This is a genomic window from Pseudomonas sp. ACN5, from assembly GCF_002303975.1.
Lineage (GTDB): Bacteria > Pseudomonadota > Gammaproteobacteria > Pseudomonadales > Pseudomonadaceae > Aquipseudomonas > Aquipseudomonas laurylsulfatiphila.
The window spans coordinates 201,066-219,833 of the sequence record NZ_MRCP01000005.1; the positions used below are offsets into that span (position 1 = coordinate 201,066).

An 18,768-nucleotide genomic window follows, 5' to 3' on the forward strand; every position below is an offset into this window, starting at 1 on the left:
GGGATTAAGGATTATCCATGGTGCAATTAACAAGGTCATTCGTCATAAGCCGCATGTTTTTTATGGGCTTTCTGATCAGCGGTGCGGCCTTTGCGCAAACCTCGCCGATTGAGCCGGTATCTGCAGCGAGCAGCACAAGCGATGCCGCGGCGCCTGACGATGCGGTCGGCCAGGCGATTCAGGCAACGCTGGAACCGTTGCGCTCGGCCTTTCCGCCGTTGCTCACTTCAAGGCGCAATCAGCGTGCGGACGTCAGCCGGGTGGTGCTGGATTTCTATATGCATCGCAACTATCGCGCCGCGTGGACGGATGATCGTGATGTGCTGCAGTTGCTCAAGAGCCTCGAAGACACCCGGATCGACGGCCTGACCCCGGCGGATTTCCGTATCACCGAACTGGCCCAGGCCCATGAATCGCTGATGGCCGCCATGCCTTCCACGGCGCAGCGGGCGATGTTCGACATGGCGGCCACCCGCACCTTCATCACTGCGCTGCTGCAACTGCGCCGGGGCAAGGTCGATCCGTCGCGGCTGGACATTCACTGGAATTTCGATCCTGCCGGCGGCAATGCCCGCGAGGACATGAACAACCTGTTCGCCGCCCTCGATGCCCATGACGTGGCACGTGCATTCGCCGAGGCGCCTCCTCAGGAAGAGATTTACCGCAATTTGCGCGAAGGCCTGGCCCGGTTGCGCCAGGTGCGTGATGCGGGTGGCTGGCCGAAAGTCACCGAAGGCCAATCGCTCAAGCCCGGCATGGACGGTGTGGCGGTCGGTCAATTGCGTGCGCGCCTGGTGGCGGGCGGGTACCTGGACCCGCACCTGGCGAAAAAAGCCGGTTACGACGACAAGGTCATCGCCGCGGTGAAGAAGTATCAGACCGAGCAATACCTGGGGGCCGACGGCGTGGCGGGGGCGGCGACGCTGGCGGCGCTGAACGTGCCGGTCGAGGCGCGGATCGATCAGGTGCGGGTCAACATGGAGCGCGCCCGTTGGCTGTTGTACAAACTTCAGGGCACGTTCGTGATCGTCGATATCGCCGGCTACAAGGTGGCGATGTACCGCGACGGTCTGCCGATCTGGCGTTCGCGGGTGCAGGTCGGCAAGCCGGTGCGCAGTACGCCGGTGTTCCAGGCCGAAATCACCTACATCACGTTCAACCCGACCTGGACCGTGCCACCGACCATCCTCAAGCAGGACGTGATTCCAAAAGTCCAGAACGATCCTGGCTATCTGGCGGCCAACCGGATTCGCGTGCTTGATCGCGAAGGCAATGTGCTCGATCCGTCGGACGTTGACTGGAGCAACCCGCGAGGCATCCGTCTGCGTCAGGATGCCGGCCCCGACAGTTCGTTGGGGCAGGTGGTGATCCGCTTCCCCAACGACTATGCGATTTACCTGCATGACACCCCGCACCGCGAGCTGTTTGCCAAGACGGTCCGGGCCACCAGCTCGGGCTGCATCCGCGTGGAAAACCCGCTGCAACTGGTCGAGTTGTTGTTCAACGACCCGGTGCGCTGGAACAGTGCCGGGATTCAAAAGCAGTTGGCCAATGGCAGGACCGAGAATATCCAGCTGCCGGTGAAGGTGCCGGTGCTGCTGGCCTATTGGACCGTGGACCTGAGCAATGACGGGCGGGTGACGTTCAAGCCGGACATTTATGATTACGATGCCCGGGTGTTGCAGGGCTTGAGTCAGCCGACGAAATTGCCTCCCCTGGACTTGCGTCAGGCAGAGCTCCCGCTGGTGGTGACGGGGCAGAACCAACAGTAACCAAAGACTGAAAGGACGCCTCGGGAGCGCCATTTTTTTGGGGGGGGTACTGGTTTGGAGCGTGGGCACGGTCCCCTGTAGGAGCCGGCTTGCCAGCGATGGTCGTTAACGATAACGCGTGTGAGCCGGATGAACGCGGCGCATTTGAGTCCATCGCCAGCAAGCTGGCTCCTACAGTTTCAGCGTGGGCATGGCCTCTTGTGGGAGCCGGCTTGCCAGCGATGGTCGTTAACGATAACGCGTGTGAGCCGGATAAACGCGGCGCATTCGAGTCCATCGCCAGCAGGCTGGCTCCTACAGTTTCAGCGTGGGCATGGCCCCTTGTGGGAGCCGGCTTGCCAGCGATGGTCGTTAACGATAACGCGTGTGAGCCGGATGAACGCGGCGCATTTGAGTCCATCGCCAGCAAGCTGGCTCCTACAGTTTCAGCGTGGGCATGGCCCCTTGTGGGAGCTGGCTTGCCAGCGATGGTCGTTAACGATAACGCGTGTGAGCCGGATGAACGCGGCGCATTTGAGTCCATCGCCAGCAAGCTGGCTCCTACAGTTTCAGCGTGGGCATGGCCCCTTGTGGGAGCTGGCTTGCCAGCGATGGTCGTTAACGATAACGCGTGTGAGCCGGATGAACGCGGCGCATTTGAGTCCATCGCCAGCAAGCTGGCTCCTACAGTTTCAGCGTGGGCATGGCCCCTTGTGGGAGCTGGCTTGCCAGCGATGGTCGTTAACGATAACGCGGGTGAACTGGATGAACGCGGCGCATTCGAGTCCATCGCCAGCAGGCTGGCTCCTACAGTTTCCCGAACCCTTAGGCAACCTTACTAAAGCGCCAACCCTTGTTGCACCACTACAAGCAGATCGCTTTCTGTCAGCGCCACCGCATCCTGTTGTGCTGTGGCTTGCTCGATCGTTTGTAGCCACCAGTGTGTTTCGCCGTGTTCGTCCACGGTGCGCAACAGGGCGAGTTCGTTGCCTGTTGTGTGGATTTCGATCCGTCCCTCGCCATCGGTGGTGAAGCGTGCAATCGGGTCAAAGGTAATGCTGTGCCCGTTGCCGGTGATCACCAACTGGTCGATGGCGTAATCGTAGGAGCCACCCTCGGGATGACTTTCGAACACATGGGTGGCATTGCGCCGCAGGACCAGGCCCGCTTCGGTCAAGGGCTGCAGCCAGTGCTCTATCCGTTGATACAGTTCGTAGACCTGGCCCGGCCAGCCATCGATCGCCTGATCTGCGCTGGTCAGCCCTGTCCGTTTCATTTTTGCAGCGAGCTCGTCTGCCTTGCTCATGTCGATTCCTTGTATGGAGGTCAGTCTAATCGTAGCTCGTTGACGCGCAGACAGTACTGCCCAGGGTCATGTTTGCAGCGCCACCGGGCAAGTGGTTGCCCCTTCGTCGTGGATCACCCCGTAAACTACGGCCCACAAAAACTGAGGGCTTTGGGCCGTTGCCCATGCCTTGTCCCTGACAGGATGAACTTTTGCCCACGCGCTTTAACAACCCGGAGCAGGCCCCTGGCGTTGCATTGAAACGCATACCGCTGCGCAAGGCCGCGGTGTTGTTCATTGCCACTGTGTGTCTGTGCCTGTGCGGTTTGCTCTACCTGCAACTGGAACAATCCCGTCGCCATGATCTGAGTCTGGCGCAAGTGGCGTCTTCGAACTTGACGCGGGCCATGGCGCAGCAAGCCGAAGACACCTTCATGAAGGCTGACCTGGTGCTGACCAGCCTGGTGGACTGGATTCAGGTCGACGGTTTCGGCCAGGACATGCGACCCCGCTTGCAGCAGACCTTTGCCCGGCGAATGCTGGCACTGGATCAATTACACGGCATCCTGTTGTTCGACCAGAAGGGCCAGTGGGTGGTGACCTCGTTTGAAAACCTGCCCCGGGGTACCGGGGTCGCGGATCGCGAGTACTTCAAGTATCACCAGCAGAACGTATCGTCGGTCGCGCATATCGGCCCGGCCATCCGCAGCCGGGAAAACGGCGAGTGGATCATCCCTGTTTCCAAGCGGGTCAACGACAGAAACGGCCATTTCCAGGGCGTATTGCTGGCCGGCATCAAGATGTCGTACTTCGACCGGTTCTTCAAAAGCTTCAGCCTCGACAACAACGGCTCGATGTTTCTCGGCCTGACCGATGGCACTTTGTTGGCGCGTCGACCTTTTGTAGAAGCGCAGATCGGCGTGTCGCTGGCCCAGGGCGAGATCTTCCAGAATTTCCTGCCACTGGCCAACTCTGGCAATGCGATGTTCACGTCCATCATCGATGGCCCTGGTGCTGCTGGGCGTGGGGTTGCTCGGTTGGGTGTTCATTCGTCAGGTGCGTGTTGGCGAGCGGGTCGAGTCGGATTTGCGCAGGGCCCAGCAAGCGCTGGAGCTGATCGCCACGCATGACAGCCTGACCGGCCTGGCCAACCGCCGGTTGTTCGAGCGGGCGATGGACGTCGAGTTCGGGCGCGGTGCCCGGCAGGCAAGCCCCTTGAGCCTGATCATGCTCGATATCGATTACTTCAAGCGCTACAACGACACCTACGGCCACGTGGTGGGGGATCACTGCCTGGCCGAAGTGGCGCGTGCGCTGAAGAGTTGCTGCCACCGCAAGGCCGATCTGGCGGTGCGTTACGGCGGTGAAGAGTTTGCGGTGCTGCTGCCCGACACCGACATTCACGGCGCCATGACGATTGCCGAGCAGATCCGTCGCAGTGTCATCGACAAGAACATCACTCGCACCGGCTCACCCAATGGCTACGTGACGGTCAGCCTGGGCTGCTATTCGTTCGTGCCCTCGGGGCGTGACAGCATGGACGTGTTTGTCGAGCGGGCCGATGCGGCGTTGTATCAAGCCAAACATTCGGGTCGCAACCGCGTGGCCACATTGTCGATGGCCGGTGGTGGCGAGGCATTGATGCGCTCCGATCGTTGAAGTGCTTTTGTTGCCGGTGGACCGTCTTGCTGGCCAGTCAGAATTGATCGTCTAGAGTTCCGTTAGCGCTGTCGAACCCGGCAGGCTCCCCCACGTACGGACGATCGCCAACATGTTGCTACCTCAAACGTTGACAGCCGTTGCTCTGACCGTCGCAGCCGCTGCCACTTTTCCGCTGGCCAGCCAAGCGCAACCGAAAATCACCGCCGAACAAGCGCATGCCATCGGCGTGGATGCCTACATCTATTTTTACCCGCTGCTGAGCATGGACGTCACCCGCAAGCAATTCACCAACATCGAGCCGGGCAAGGAATTCGGCAAGGGCCCGATGAACATGTTTGTCAGTGTGCCGCAGTACCCGCCAGCCGATTTCAAAGGGGTGGTGCGCTCCAACTTCGACACCTTGTATTCGATTGCCTGGCTGGACTTGAGCAAGGAGCCGCTGGTGATCGCAGCGCCGAATACCGATGGACGCTTCTACCTGCTGCCAATGCTCGATATGTGGACCGACGTGTTCGCGTCGCCGGGCTGGCGCACCACGGGCACCGAGGCCGGACAATTCCTCGTGACGCCACCGGGCTGGACGGGCGCGGTGCCTGCCGGGATGAGCCATTTGCCGGCGCCAACGCCCTTTGTCTGGGTCATCGGCAGGACCAAGACTGACGGCGCAGAGGATTACGCAGCGGTGCACAAGATCCAGGCCGGCTACACGGTGACGCCGTTGTCGCGCTTAGGAAAGGAGCCTGAAGCCGTCACCGTGAAAGTCGACCCTGCGGTGGACATGAAAACGCCACCGAAGATTCAGGTCGACTCCATGTCGGCTGCCGATTACTTCACTTACGCTGCCGAGTTGCTGAAGGTGAACCCGCCGCACAGCACCGACCAGCCAATGCTGGCGCAGATCAAGCGTCTTGGAATCGAAGTCGGCAAGTCGTTCAACATGGACGCGTTGGACCCGCAAATCCAGGCCGCACTGCAAAAGGTGCCTAAGGATGCGCAGGCCTTGATGAGCTGGAAAGTGCCGACCCTGGCGCGGGAGGTCAATGGCTGGTCGATGAACACCGACACCATGGGCGTCTACGGCAACTACTACCTAAAGCGTGCCATCGTTACGCAGGTGGGGCTCGGCGCCAACCTGCCCGAGGACGCGATTTATCCGTTGAACATCGGCGACAGCAACGGCAAGCCACTCGATGGCGCGAACAAATACGTGTTGCATTTCAGCAAGGGCGAGACACCGCCGGTTAACGCTTTCTGGTCGATCACCCTGTATGACCCGCAAGGTTTCCAGGTCGGCAACTCAATCAACCGTTTTGCAGTCAGTAGCTGGATGCCGTTCAAGCACAACGCCGATGGCTCGCTGGACCTCTATTTCCAGAACGAAAGCCCCGGCAAGGATCTGGAGGCCAACTGGCTGCCGGCGCCCAAAGGCTCATTCAATCTGACCATGCGTTTGTACGGCCCGAAAGCCGAGGCGTTGAATGGCCAATGGAACCCGCCGGCGATCAAGCCGATGTAGGTATCAGCTGACAAAAGGCGGCCAATGGCGGCATGTCATTGGTTGCCTTTGCCTGTCCAGCTGCCCGTGCCGCCGCCAGCGCCGCCGGTTCCGCCTCCGGGCGCACCGGTGCCGCCGCCAGCGCCACTGCCCGGACCATTGACGCCGGTGCTGCCCATTGACGAGCCGGAGCTCTTCCCGCGCCCGTTATTACCCGAGGGATCGCTGGGCCTGTTGCTGTCTGGCAGCATGGTTGAACTGCGGGTGGCGCCGGGTGCCGTACCGGTCGTACCAGGACCCTCGCCGGACGCCGCAAAGGTGGCCACGGACGTAGCCGACAACCATGCGGCCATGAGCAGCGAAGTCATTTTTATGTTCATCATGGTCGTCTCCAGGATGAGTCGTTACCTGAGGTTAGTGTGACAGGGCGCGTGGTGGGTGCCGATCCGCTTGACGAGTGGCGCGGGGCCTTGGTGGGCCACCGATCCATGGCCAAGCGAGAACCCTGTGGGAGCGGGCTTGCCCGCGAAGACGTCGGCCCATTCAGCATTGATGTTGGCTGACACTGCGCATTCGCGAGCAAGCCCGCTCCCACAGTTGAACTGTGTCGGGCGGGAAATTGCGGACACCCTCGAACCCTGTGGGAGCTTGCCCGCGAAGACGTCGGCCCATTCAGCATTGATGTTGGCTGACACTGCGCATTCGCGAGCAAGCCCGCTCCCACAGTTGAGCTGTGTCGGGCGGGAAATTGCTGACACCCTCGAACCCTGTGGGAGCGGGCTTGCCCGCGAAGACGTCGGCCCATTCAGCATTGATGTTGGCTGACACTGCGCATTCGCGAGCAAGCCCGCTCCCACAGTTGATCTGTGTCGGGCGGGGAAATTGCGGACACCCTCGAATCGACCAGCTTGCGCTCAAGGTGCTGCCGCCCCCGGGACCACGGATGCAACCACCGAAAAGGGCAGGTGTCACAGTTCAGGCACCTCGCCCTCAGGAGTGTCCGATCATGAAGAAACTGCGGATCGCCACGTTCAACGTCAATGGCCTGCGCGCCCGGCTGCCCAACCTGCTGGCCTGGCTTGAACGGGAAAAACCGGACATCGCCTGCTTGCAGGAATTGAAGGCAGTGGACAGCGCATTCCCGGCTGTCGAGCTTGAAGCGCTCGGCTACGGCGCCATCTGGCAGGGTCAGGCGTCATGGAACGGCGTGGCAATCCTGGCGCGGGATGCGCAGCCGCTGGAAAGCCGGCGCGGGTTGCCCGGCGATGACAGCGACAACCAAAGTCGTTATCTGGAAGCCGCGGTCCACGGGGTTCTGGTGGGTTGCCTGTATCTACCCAACGGCAACCCGCAGCCGGGGCCGAAATTCGAGTACAAGCTGGCATGGTTCGAGCGACTGATCCGTCATGCGCAGGCGCTTCAAGGCAGTGAACATCCGGTGGTGCTGGCGGGTGACTACAACGTGGTGCCCACCGACCTGGACATCTATAACCCGCGCTCATGGCTCAAGGACGCCTTGCTGCAACCTCAGAGTCGCGAGTGCTACCAGCGGTTGCTGGACCAGGGCTGGACTGATTCATTGCGGCACCTGCATCCGCAGGATCGGCTCTACACGTTCTGGGATTACTTCCGCCAGCACTGGCAGAAAAACTCCGGTCTGCGCATTGATCATTTGCTGCTCAACCCTGTCCTGAGCCCGTATCTGCAAGACGTCGGGGTGGATGCCTGGGTACGCAATGAGCCCCATGCCAGCGACCATGCACCGACCTGGATTCAATTGGGTTCGCGCAAGCGGCATTGAGTTTTTCAGGACGAATGATTGGCTAAATCAATTGTCGGTGGCCGTGCCTGATCCCGTATACATAGCGACCACTGGCGGAGCAATCCGCCGCTTGCGTGCAAAAGGATTGAACGATGAGCGAGCCACGCCTGACTGACCGTGCTTTGTATCTGCAACGCCTGGGCTTCGATACACCCCCGGCACCTACCCTGGAAACCTTGCGCCAACTGCAACTGCGCCATACCGGGGTTTTCCCGTTTGAAAATCTCACCACGTTATCCGGCGAACCGGTGCTGATCGACCTGCCGTCCATCGAGCGCAAGGTCTTGCATGCGGGCCGTGGCGGTTATTGCTACGAACTCAACAAGCTGTTTCTGGCCTTGCTTCAGGAGTTGGGTTTCGACGCCCGCGCCATCAGCGGTCGGGTGGTGATGGGGCAACCGGAGGGCGCCTGGACGGCCCGGACCCATCGCCTGAGCCTGGTCATCATTGACGACGTACGCTACATCACCGACGTCGGCTTCGGCGGAATGGTGCCGACCGCGCCACTGCTGCTCGATTCCCGCGCCGAACAACTCACCCCACACGAATCGTATCGCATCGACCTGCACGTCGACGGTTTTACCCTGCGTGCCAACGTAGCCGGTGAATGGCGAGCGATGTACATCTTCGACCTGCAACGCCAGGAGGATATCGATTTTGCTGTGGGCAACTGGTACGTCTCGACCCATCCCGAGTCATCTTTCGTCAGGCAGTTGATGGTGGCGCGCACCGGGGAGGGCTGGCGCCGTACGCTCAACAACGGCAGCTTCGCCATTCACCGGATCGGCCATGACAGCGAGCGGCGGGAGGTGACGGATGTGCAGGAACTGATTGGCCTGCTGGGCAGCGAGTTCGGCATCCGCGTACCGGAACAGGCGCAATTGGCGCGGACGCTGGAGCGATTGATCGCAGCGCCGCAATAGCGGGCTGATCGCAGGCATCACAAAGGGCTGGTCAGATTGATCGGCCCTTTGCGTTTCAGGGCCGGACACCCGGCGCCATCACCCGTTGGATTTCGCGCAAGGCTTCTGCCAGTTTCTGCTCCAGGCCCTTGAGTTCGGCAGGGGTGAGGGTTGGTTTCAGTTTTGCGCTCTTGCCTTCGTTGAGCAGGGCCCGGCGCAACGTATTGTTGATTGCCGTCTGGTAGCCGTACCCCTCGTGTTCTGCCAGGGCCCGGGCGGCTTCGATGACGGCGTCATCGAGCATGATGGTAATGCGGGTCTTGCCTTTGGCGGGCGCCACGGCCCCGCGCCTGGCGTCACTGAAGTCGTATTCGTCTTTCATCGGTCATGTCTCCAGATACTGACGGCGCTCGCTTTTGGTGGCGATGCGCGCGGAAATGATTCGAACAAAATTCGGATCGCGGTAGGTGTACACGACGACCAGCAAACGGCCTTTGGCATCCAGCCCCAGGGTGATCCAGCGTTGTTCGTCGTGGTGGTGGTCCTCGATGGTCAGCGCTCGTTCGTCATGGAACACCGGTTCAGTCTCTGCGAGGCTGATGCCTTGGTGCTTGAGTTTGTTGGCTGCGTTCTTTGCCTTGTGGAACTGAATGTCGAATGGCTTCATTATGCATACTTTATATGTATAAGAAAGAGGCGAGTCATACCGATGGTCGCCAGGAATTCGAAAGACTAGTCAGCACTCGGGGGAGGCAGCGAGGGATGTATTTCAAGGTTTTTGGCGGGGTCAGGAGGGTGGGTATCAGGCGGGAATGGACAAGTATCCATTTTGTGACTGATAAGTTGTATACAACTCTATAGACATTTGTCCTGTGTCTTGCATACAGTGTGCGCATAACAAAAACCAGGGAACCCCCTCCATGAAAACGCCCCATGTTTCACACCAACGGCCCGAGGACGAAAACCTAGGGATCGGCGCGAATATGGCTTATGGCCTGCAACATGTTCTGACCATGTATGGCGGTATCGTTGCGGTGCCATTGATCATCGGCCAGGCGGCCGGGCTCTCGCCAGCGGACATCGGTTTGTTGATTGCTGCTTCATTGTTTGCGGGGGGGCTGGCAACGCTGCTGCAAACCCTGGGTCTACCGTTTTTTGGTTGTCAGTTGCCGCTGGTGCAGGGCGTATCCTTCTCTGGCGTCGCGACCATGGTGGCGATTGTCAGCAGTGGCGGGGAGGGCGGGTTCCAGTCGGTGTTGGGGGCGGTAATAGCGGCGTCCCTGATCGGATTGCTGATAACCCCGGTGTTCTCGCGTATCACCAAGTTCTTCCCGCCGCTGGTGACCGGCATCGTGATTACCACCATCGGCCTGACGCTGATGCCGGTAGCCGCGCGCTGGGCCATGGGCGGCAACAGCCACGCACCGGATTTCGGCAGCATGGCGAATATCGGTCTGGCGGCGGTGACGCTGGTGCTGGTGCTGTTGCTGAGCAAAATCGGCAGTGCGACCATCTCCCGCCTGTCGATCCTGCTGGCCATGGTCGTCGGTACGGTGATCGCGGTGTTCCTCGGCATGGCGGATTTCTCGTCCGTGACCCAGGGCCCGATGTTCGGCTTCCCGACACCCTTCCACTTCGGCATGCCGACCTTCCACTTCGCGGCGATCCTGTCGATGTGCATCGTGGTGATGGTGACGCTGGTGGAGACCTCGGCCGACATTCTGGCGGTCGGTGAGATCATCGACACCAAGGTTGACTCCAAGCGCCTGGGCAATGGCCTGCGCGCCGACATGCTGTCGAGCATGTTCGCGCCGATCTTCGGGTCCTTCACCCAGAGCGCCTTTGCCCAGAACGTCGGGCTGGTGGCGGTCACCGGCATCAAGAGCCGCTACGTGGTGGCCACTGGCGGTTTGTTCCTGGTGCTCCTCGGCCTGCTGCCCTTCATGGGCCGGGTTATCGCCGCAGTGCCGACCTCCGTACTGGGCGGCGCCGGCATCGTGCTGTTCGGCACCGTCGCGGCCAGCGGCATTCGGACCTTGTCCAAGGTCGACTACCGCAATAACGTCAACCTGATCATCGTTGCTACCTCCATCGGCTTCGGCATGATCCCGATCGCTGCACCGAGCTTCTACGATCAATTCCCGAGCTGGTTCGCGACCATTTTCCATTCGGGCATCAGCTCGTCGGCGATCATGGCCATCGTGCTGAACCTGACCTTCAACCACCTCACCGCCGGTAACTCCGACCAGCAATCGGTGTTTGCGGCCGGTACCGAGCGGGTGCTGCGTTATCAGGATCTGGCGGCGTTGCGCGAAGGGGACTACTTCAGCGACGGTAAGCTGCACGATTGCGACGGCAAGGAGATTCCGGTGCTGGAATCGGAACACGGTGGGGCAGAACCACGGGCGGTGCACGTCAAAAGCAGTGAGCATGTCTGACGTTCGCGGCGACTGAAGTAAAGGGCCGATCTGTTGAATGGACAGATCGGCTTTTTTTATGGATCAAAAGATCGCAGCCTTTGTAGGAGCTGCCGCAGGCTGCGATCTTTTGATATTTGTATCGGCCACAAAAAAGCCCCTGAATCTTTCGATTCAGGGGCTTTTCAATGTTGCTTGTCTGGCTCCACGACCTGGACTCGAATAAAAAAATAAGTATTTGTTTTACAATGAAATTATGCTGATTTTTAGTATTCATATCCCTACGATTATCCTAATCAAGCCCGTATTTTTATTGGAGTTCTTTCGATACCCCATGAGCACGGCGGCAGCAAGCTTCTGAAGGTGGCGTACGCAGGCCATACTGTGATGGATGAGGAAAACACATCCGAGTGACTGCTTTGGCTGTGGATTCAACCGGTCGATGTGACTTCTGTATAAGTACGCTGTGTCGTCAGTCTGGTTTGAATGCGTGTATGTGCCTCGACAAACAAAGCCACCTGGCCAAAGCTCAGCGGCTACTCAGTCAGAGATCGGATCAAACGAAACTAGCGTGAACGAGGATACTCCGCCTCGTTTCATATTGGCCCTCCACCGAGCTACCAGCGCTGCGGTTGTAGGTACATTTCCTCCGCCATTGACACTGTTTTTACATGTGACCAAACCCTTAGCGGTGAGTCGAAGAAGCTGAATCCTTCCGACATCACGGGCTTTCTCCAGCCATTTCTGAGCGATCCAATAGCTCACGGCAGAAGGGCTCATGAGACGATTAAGTACGTCGCGACGCATTTCAGTAACTTTGGTCAAAAACTCAACGTCACCCTGCGCAAGATGAAACGCTGCGATAGTGCGACCTCGACCGCTGGCTGTTAAAGGGCTGTCATAATCACCAGGCACATAAAACTCAATTGAGGACATAGCTACCTCCAAGTTAGCAATTCTGCGAGCGGCACGGCGGGAACAGGCCTACGAACCACGTCTCACTTAATAGGATGATCAACTGTCAACCACGTTAGAGTTAGAGTAGGTCCATGGTGGCCATGGAATCAGCCATACGGTAGCCCATCGCTTTGTAACCCGCCTGGCGCTTATCCCACATCCTCAGCAGCGCGACATTACCCTCGTCAACGAAGTCGATCACTCGCACGTCGGCCTTATCGGCATGCGATCGATGCAACCGCCCCGCATATTGCTGAAGGATTCCCTTCCATGAGATGGGCATTGCCAGCACCAGCGTGTCCAACGGCGGGTGATCGAAGCCTTCACCTACTAGTTTTCCTGTTGCCAGCAGCACCCGTGGAGCATCAGGGGGAAGGGACTCAAGCTCATGCATACGGGAAAGGCGCTGTTTCTTAGGCACTCGCCCATGAAGCGTGAAAAGGTTATGCACACGCTGCTTCAATTCTAATTCAAGGGCATCCACATGTTCCGTCCGCTCCGTTAGCACTAGAATTTTTCTACCCTCGTTGTACGCCAGCTCAATCTCCGAGACGATTTTGGCTGTCCGCTCAGAGTCGTCGGCTAGACGCCGAAAAACGTCCTGAATCCCAAAGCCGTCGGGGACCACTATTGGTTTGGACAGCAATCGAGGCACGACAGATAGGTCATGAGGCGCATTCGCTGGCCGAGCAGCAGAATGTCGGATCGGTCCGCACTGCATGAAAATAATAGGCTGCTGCCCATCTCGGCGCACTGGGGTTGCCGTGAGTCCCAGCACGTACCGCGCGGTCGCGCTCCTCAGTAGTGCCTCGAATGACACTGCTGATAGGTGATGACACTCATCAACGATGATCTGGCCGTAGTTTTTTACCTGATCGCTGATCTCGCCTTTTCGCGATAACGACTGCATTACGGCAATGTCGATGATGCCGGTAAGCTTCGCTTTTCCGCCTCCAAGAGTTCCAACGACACCATTCCCGACTCCCAAGAACACCTGCAAGCGCTCTTGCCACTGCCTTAACAGTTCCGTCCGATGCACAAGCACCAACGTGTTAATGCCACGTGCGGCAATCAACGCAGCAGCACTCACTGTTTTACCGAAAGCAGTCGGTGCGCAGAGGATACCGGTGTCATGACTTAGCATTGCGCTGACAGCAGCCTCTTGGTCAGAACGCAGGGTCCCGAGAAAACTCACGTCGATGGGGTCGCCCGCGAAGCGTTCGTCTTTAAGAATAGCGGTAACCCCGTTTTCCCCTAAAAGCTCCAGCGCAGCATCCAAACAGCCACGTGGTAACGCAACATGTTTGGGGAAGTTCTGGGCACAGCCGATAATCCTTGGCTTGTTCCACACTGACATGCGCATGGCCTGAGCTTTGTAGAACTCAGGATTTTGAAAGGCAGCGAGCCGGACAAGCTGGTTTGCCAATGGCTGTGGCAATTCCGACTTTTCAAAGTAAATTAAGTTAGCCAGCGTGATGTTGACAGCAGCAGGCAACGGGCATGTCAATTTACGTGATCTCGATTCACGATCTTTCCAAGGTTCTGCATCACCTTCGTCATCGACATAGGCGACCCCTAGAGGGTCCCGATTACCCATCGCCTGGATAATAACGGGCTGGATATCTTCTGGACTCATGCGCTGAATCGATGCCAGGAAGGCCCATTGATCAGGATGAGGCTCAAGCGAGTCGTCTACAAAAACGCTATTGTTTTGGGCCCTGGCCCGCTTTTGCAAAGGGAGCGCGATGAGATTTCCAAAGCCGCCTTTGGGCATATAGTCCTGGTTTGGAAACAGTCGATCATAGGAGCTGAGCGCCAACTGGCGGGTGCGCTCACAGGCATGACTGATGATTGCGGCACCGAGGCGGCGCGCATCGCAGGCAGGAACATTACGCTCAAAGAAAATCCAGCCATGAGCCCCTTGGCCTGAGCGCGATATTTCCAGCGCCACCGGGACGTTCAGCTCATGGCATGACTGCACAAAAGCTTTGGAATCATCACGCCATTCGGCCTCATCGAAGTCGACCGCCAAAAAATAACAAGTGTCATCAGAGAGTAGGGGGTAGATACCAACGACCACTTCGCCCGCCAGATGGCGATAGACCACCTCATCGGTCAGCGGAAGCAGCTGGCGGTTACCGCAGTCGCCACATTTAATTCGGGGCTTCTCACAAACGCCAGGCCTCCATTCGTTTGCGCAAGCGGGTGCGTATCCTGATTTGCCTGCCTTGCTTTCCCAGCGGATGGGATAAACGTCCGTCCTACCACGAAACAAGCTTCGGAATAGGGCAAGCTTTCCATCAGTATCGAGTTGCTGTGATTGTTCTGCTTGGACAATCGCTATCTTGACTGGCTCAGCAGGCGGGCGCCATTCGATGCCATGAGCATCCAGCAAGGCAACCAATCTTGCATTCTCAGCCCTTAGCTTCGCCACCAGACTACTGTTTATCACCGCCTTCAGCCTCTACGTCTCAGGTGAAGCCTGTAGCCTCGAGCTACAACCCTCAGTCCATCAGTAATACATAGAGGTTATCAAACAACAGAGGTTAGGTTCAGGGGCTCAAGAGGTCCGCCCTAATCCCCGTCAAGTCGTTGGCTGGCTCAATCTGCCGGTGAGGGATACAGAGCGCGCAGTTGCTGGCATTCGGCTAACGTGGAAAATTCCAGGATTTTCCTAGGCGCAGAGTGATCAGGCTTGTGGTCAGCAGGTAGTAGTAGCGCGTCGATTTCGAGTTTGAGCTCATGTGATGGTTCAAAAACCAAACGAGATGCTTTCTTTGCCATGTCCATGGATTATCTCGGCTCCAGCGTTCAGAAATGGCTGCTTGAATAGTCTTGGCCTGGCGGATGTGACGTTCGCGTGTGGCATGTGCGCCAGTCAGTGCCCCAGCCAAGAAGATCTCCATATCGAATGGTTTATTCATACCCGACCACCGATGTACGCCGATACCACGTCGATTCGACCGTGTCCCAGCTCATAGCTGATTTGTAAGCGGGCCTCTCGATCAAGGCGTGGATCGAGGCGCCTGCACCTGCCACCGTTGATGGGCGCTAGGTGATGGGTGATCTGCTCATAGCGTTCGCACGCATAAGCCGCGCGCAGTTCGTGGAAGCCTTTGAGGTTGTGCGTATGGAGGATATCTCGGGCGGGGCGGACGATTTCCCGTTGGAAATCAAGGTAGCTCTCGTTCGGTGCCAGGAGGTTGCGGCTACCGTCGGGAGAGACCTGTTCGGCGTACCTGAGCGCTTCGCGAATATGGTCATCCACCGTGATCCAACGAGGCGCGGTTGCGCCGCCGCGGCCACCTTTGGTGCCGTCCTGGATGTTGATCTTGTCGTAGTGTTCGGCTTCACGCTTGAGTCGCGGTAGGTCGGCCAGAATCGCTTCTCGCAGACGCATGCCAGTGGCACGTGCCAATTGAGCGATGGCGGCGGCACGCGGATGCTGTTCGCGGAGCGCTTCGACGATGCGCATCACGTGTTCGTGATCTTGGCCTTGAGGATTTGTCGTGCGCACGGTGATGCGCTGTGTTCCCAAAGCCTTGCTCGGACTTGGCACTTTCACATATTGATCACCGCGAAGCGCAGCCATGGTCCGATTCACGCTGGACAGCCGATTTTGTGCGGTAGCGATGGCGAGATCGCTGCGCTCAACCAGGTGACGCAGATGCGCCGCGTAATCCAGCAAGGTCTGCCGATCAATCTGCCGAGCATCGTTAAACCCCGGGCCATCCTCCGACCGACACCAGCGCACAAACGCCTGCCAGCGATCACCGTGCGCCTTCACCGTGCCGTAATGCCCGCCGCCAAACAGATCTTTTAGCGCTTGCGGCCCGGCATAGCTCAGCTGCCGACCATAGCCAAAATTGCGCCCATCCCGTCTACCGACCAACGCCATGATCACATTCCTCTCGAAGCCAAACTCTTAAAACCTTCCCCCACGTCATCCCGCCAAGAATGTTGAGTGTTATCAGGGATCAAGGCCCCTGCGACCTGTGAGGGTTGTCCACTAACGCGGGACTGGCGGCTCCTTACGACCGGGAGCTTGGGCATCTCATGATCTGGCCTCCTGAACACTTCCGAGGAAGTGGGCGGGTGGAGGCTGCATTGGCTGACGAGACCAGCGCCGCGAGATCCTGAGTCAGGTGAAGGCAGTGAAGCGACGACCGGGGCATACCTGACTGTCAGTCAGGTGCAGTCCATTCCGTGGGCTGCGGCACCATCATCGGCATCGCTGTTGCTGGTGACATCGGTGTTTGTCGCGCCGATTGTCACGAGGGGAATGCCGCAAAGCCTGGTACGAGGTGGGCTGCAGCAGTGGTAGGTGCGCCCGTCTCTTTCCGGGAGAAAGAGACGGGCGCAGGTTGGCGCAATGAAATGGCCACGCGGATAAGTTGCTTCAGGGCTGATATGAAGGGGTATGAGTTGCCGCAGTGGGCACACTAGTAAAAGTAGGCATCCATCACATCGCTGTGACCGTGCGAGCCGCCGGACGCTAATCGCACTTTGGGAGAACCACCACGGTGTGGCGTAGCCTTAAAGGTTCTGGCTACCTGGGTTGCTGTCAACGACAGCGCTTTGCCCGACCTTTTCTACGCCTGTGGAGAATTAGGGTCAAGGCTCGAATTTTCGGGAGTTCTGCGGCTGTGGGTGAAATTATCCACTAATGGAAATCAGTGGTTTTCCACAGACAATTGCGTGGGCTTTAGATTTTTTAAGTTAGGTCCATCCAAACAGGGCGGCTTTGCAGCCCTGTTTGGATGGACCCGCGTGGACAAACGGATCACTGAGATATGAGGACCGAGCGCTTACTCAGTTGCGCCACGTTTTGCTTTTAGGCGAGTGACATTCGCACCCGTCTGATTGGCGAATTCGCGTGGGCTGACATGCTTCTGCTGATTAGCCTCAAGGTAGCGACTCCACCAGTTCATGATCAGCCTGCGCTCCTCGATGAACTCGGCCTTGTGGATGTAGGCGGCGCGGACGTTGTTGCGTTCCTTGTGGCTCATCTGCCGCTCGATGGCTGTGTCCGTCCACAAACTTGACTCGATCAGTGCGCTGCAGGCCATCGAACGAAACCCATGCCCACAGATCTCGGATTTGGTGTCGTACCCCATCTTCCTAAGCGCGCTGTTCACCGTGTTTTCGGACATTGGTTTCCAAGACTTGGTATCGCCTGCGAACACCAAGTCAAATTTGCCTGTGATTGCGTGGATCTGCTCGAGCAGGGCGATCGCTTGCGGCGATAAGGGTACAAGATGGATATCGCCTGCCATCTTCGTACCCCTTGTGGAAAAGGGTACGCCTTCCAACGCTGGTCGCGTGTCGGGTATTTCCCAGACACCACGTTTGAGGTCGAACTCGCTCCAGCGGGCGAAGCGCAGCTCGCTGGAGCGTACAAACACGTGCAGCGACAGCAAGACCGTCAGCCGGGTAAGTGCGCGGCCTTTATAGGTGTCGATCCGTTCCTGCAATTCAGGCAAGCGCGATAAGGATAAGGCGGGGCGGTGGACGACCCGCGAGGCTTTGATCGAGCCTACGAGGTCGTAAGCAGGGTTTACGGTGATAAGCCGGAGGCGCTTTGCCTCGCGCATGATGCTCTGCAGGTAGTTTTGTACCCTTAAAGCAATGTCTATCGTTCCGCGCTTCTTAATCGCGTCCAGGGGTCGCATAAGGTCGTGGGTATCAAGGTCGACAATGGCGCGGGCGCCGATCAGCGGGAAGAGGTGAGTTTTGAGGCGACTCATCACTGTCTTGGAATAGTCCGGTGCCCACTTGGCTGACATTTCCGTGTGCCAGCCGAGGGCAACGCTTTCAAAGGTGCGGCCTTTGATCAGAGCGTCCGTCTTGGCTTGGTTCTTGGCTCCTATAGGGTCAATGCCATCCGCCAGCATTCGCTTGACCTCCAAGCGCTTGCGGCGCGCATCCGCGAGGCCAACGATGGGGTAGTTGCCGAATGAGGTCAGTCCTTCCCGGCCATCAGGTTTGACGTATCTGAGACGCCAGCCTTTGCGGCCATTGGGTTGGACTAGAAGGTAAAGGCCGTCGCCGTCGAAAAGCTTGTAGGCGCGGTCTGTGGGCTTGGCCGAACGGCAAGCGGCGTCGGAGAGTGGAGCAGTAGTGCGCGACATAAGGGTACTCCCTTTTATCGAACTGACCTTTATCCCAAACTCTACCCTTAAAATGGCTGGTATCCACCGGAATCCGACAGAACGCCAAAACGAAAAAACCCGCCAGAAGGCGGGTTTTTCGGGGGTTTCAGAGATTTTGAAAGCCTTCTCTGGAACCTTGTCTGGCTCCACGACCTGGACTCGAACCAGGGACCCAGTGATTAACAGTCACTTGCTCTACCAACTGAGCTATCGCGGAATGGCGCGTATCTTACTGATTCAAAAAGAGAAGTCAAGCATAGAACAACAATTGGAGAAAATTATCGGGACGGGCGGTGGTTTGGCGGCGATTGGCGGTTACCAGGAT

Annotated in this window: 14 protein-coding genes, 1 tRNA gene and 1 pseudogene; 6 read left to right on the plus strand and 10 right to left on the minus strand. The window is 58.3% G+C overall.

What is annotated here, in order from left to right; all coding sequences use genetic code 11:
• Positions 1–17: 17 nt before the first annotated feature.
• Positions 18–1,772, plus strand: coding sequence for a murein L,D-transpeptidase (locus BSF40_RS11885; protein ID WP_095965266.1), 1,755 nt, complete (start codon positions 18–20; stop codon positions 1,770–1,772).
• Positions 1,773–2,589: 817 nt separating this feature from the next.
• Here BSF40_RS11885 and BSF40_RS11895 read toward each other — a convergent pair.
• Positions 2,590–3,057, minus strand: coding sequence for a hypothetical protein (locus tag BSF40_RS11895; RefSeq protein ID WP_095965268.1), 468 nt, complete (start codon positions 3,055–3,057; stop codon positions 2,590–2,592).
• A gap of 191 nt (positions 3,058–3,248) precedes the next feature.
• Between BSF40_RS11895 and BSF40_RS11900 the strand changes: the two are divergent.
• Both BSF40_RS11900 and BSF40_RS11905 read left to right on the plus strand, forming a co-directional pair.
• Positions 3,249–4,695, plus strand: a pseudogene (locus BSF40_RS11900) (diguanylate cyclase).
• A gap of 112 nt (positions 4,696–4,807) precedes the next feature.
• Complete coding sequence (locus BSF40_RS11905) at positions 4,808–6,214, plus strand: DUF1254 domain-containing protein (protein WP_095965269.1); 1,407 nt, start codon at positions 4,808–4,810, stop codon at positions 6,212–6,214.
• A gap of 35 nt (positions 6,215–6,249) precedes the next feature.
• On the opposite strand, the gene BSF40_RS32710 is transcribed toward BSF40_RS11905, so the two are convergent.
• Positions 6,250–6,576 carry a hypothetical protein gene (locus tag BSF40_RS32710; RefSeq protein ID WP_095965270.1) on the minus strand — a complete coding sequence of 109 codons (327 nt, stop codon included), beginning with the start codon at positions 6,574–6,576 and terminating at the stop codon, positions 6,250–6,252.
• Positions 6,577–7,199: 623 nt separating this feature from the next.
• Here BSF40_RS32710 and BSF40_RS11915 point away from each other — a divergent pair.
• A complete protein-coding gene (locus tag BSF40_RS11915) occupies positions 7,200–7,994 on the plus strand; it encodes an exodeoxyribonuclease III (RefSeq protein WP_095965271.1) in 795 nt (264 codons plus the stop codon).
• 113 nt (positions 7,995–8,107) lie between these two features.
• Positions 8,108–8,938 carry an arylamine N-acetyltransferase gene (locus BSF40_RS11920; RefSeq protein WP_095965272.1) on the plus strand — a complete coding sequence of 277 codons (831 nt, stop codon included), beginning with the start codon at positions 8,108–8,110 and terminating at the stop codon, positions 8,936–8,938.
• Between the two features lie 55 nt (positions 8,939–8,993).
• On the opposite strand, the gene BSF40_RS11925 is transcribed toward BSF40_RS11920, so the two are convergent.
• Both BSF40_RS11925 and BSF40_RS11930 read right to left on the minus strand, forming a co-directional pair.
• A complete protein-coding gene (locus tag BSF40_RS11925) occupies positions 8,994–9,299 on the minus strand; it encodes a BrnA antitoxin family protein (protein ID WP_095965273.1) in 306 nt (101 codons plus the stop codon).
• A gap of 3 nt (positions 9,300–9,302) precedes the next feature.
• The gene (locus BSF40_RS11930; RefSeq protein WP_095965274.1) at positions 9,303–9,584 is read right to left on the minus strand and encodes a BrnT family toxin; all 282 of its coding nucleotides are present in this window, start codon (positions 9,582–9,584) and stop codon (positions 9,303–9,305) included.
• 253 nt (positions 9,585–9,837) lie between these two features.
• Here BSF40_RS11930 and BSF40_RS11935 point away from each other — a divergent pair, with 253 nt between their 5' ends.
• On the plus strand, positions 9,838–11,355 hold the full coding sequence (locus BSF40_RS11935; RefSeq protein WP_095965275.1) for a nucleobase:cation symporter-2 family protein: 1,518 nt from the start codon (positions 9,838–9,840) through the stop codon (positions 11,353–11,355).
• A 519-nt stretch (positions 11,356–11,874) separates the two neighbouring features.
• On the opposite strand, the gene BSF40_RS31860 is transcribed toward BSF40_RS11935, so the two are convergent.
• The 6 genes from BSF40_RS31860 to BSF40_RS11965 all read right to left on the minus strand — a co-directional run bounded on the left by BSF40_RS31860 (position 11,875) and on the right by BSF40_RS11965 (position 18,660).
• On the minus strand, positions 11,875–12,270 hold the full coding sequence (locus BSF40_RS31860) for a hypothetical protein (protein WP_123359945.1): 396 nt from the start codon (positions 12,268–12,270) through the stop codon (positions 11,875–11,877).
• 100 nt (positions 12,271–12,370) lie between these two features.
• On the minus strand, positions 12,371–14,743 hold the full coding sequence (locus tag BSF40_RS11940) for a DEAD/DEAH box helicase family protein (protein WP_095965276.1): 2,373 nt from the start codon (positions 14,741–14,743) through the stop codon (positions 12,371–12,373).
• Between the two features lie 196 nt (positions 14,744–14,939).
• A complete protein-coding gene (locus tag BSF40_RS11945) occupies positions 14,940–15,215 on the minus strand; it encodes a hypothetical protein (protein WP_083235917.1) in 276 nt (91 codons plus the stop codon).
• The gene (locus tag BSF40_RS11950) at positions 15,212–16,189 is read right to left on the minus strand and encodes an integrase domain-containing protein (RefSeq protein WP_095965277.1); all 978 of its coding nucleotides are present in this window, start codon (positions 16,187–16,189) and stop codon (positions 15,212–15,214) included. The genes BSF40_RS11945 and BSF40_RS11950 overlap by 4 nt, the downstream gene beginning before the upstream one ends.
• A 910-nt stretch (positions 16,190–17,099) precedes the next feature.
• On the minus strand, positions 17,100–18,422 hold the full coding sequence (locus tag BSF40_RS11960) for an integrase arm-type DNA-binding domain-containing protein (RefSeq protein WP_095965278.1): 1,323 nt from the start codon (positions 18,420–18,422) through the stop codon (positions 17,100–17,102).
• A 162-nt stretch (positions 18,423–18,584) separates the two neighbouring features.
• Positions 18,585–18,660, minus strand: a tRNA-Asn gene (locus BSF40_RS11965).
• Between the last annotated feature and the right edge of the window lie 108 nt (positions 18,661–18,768).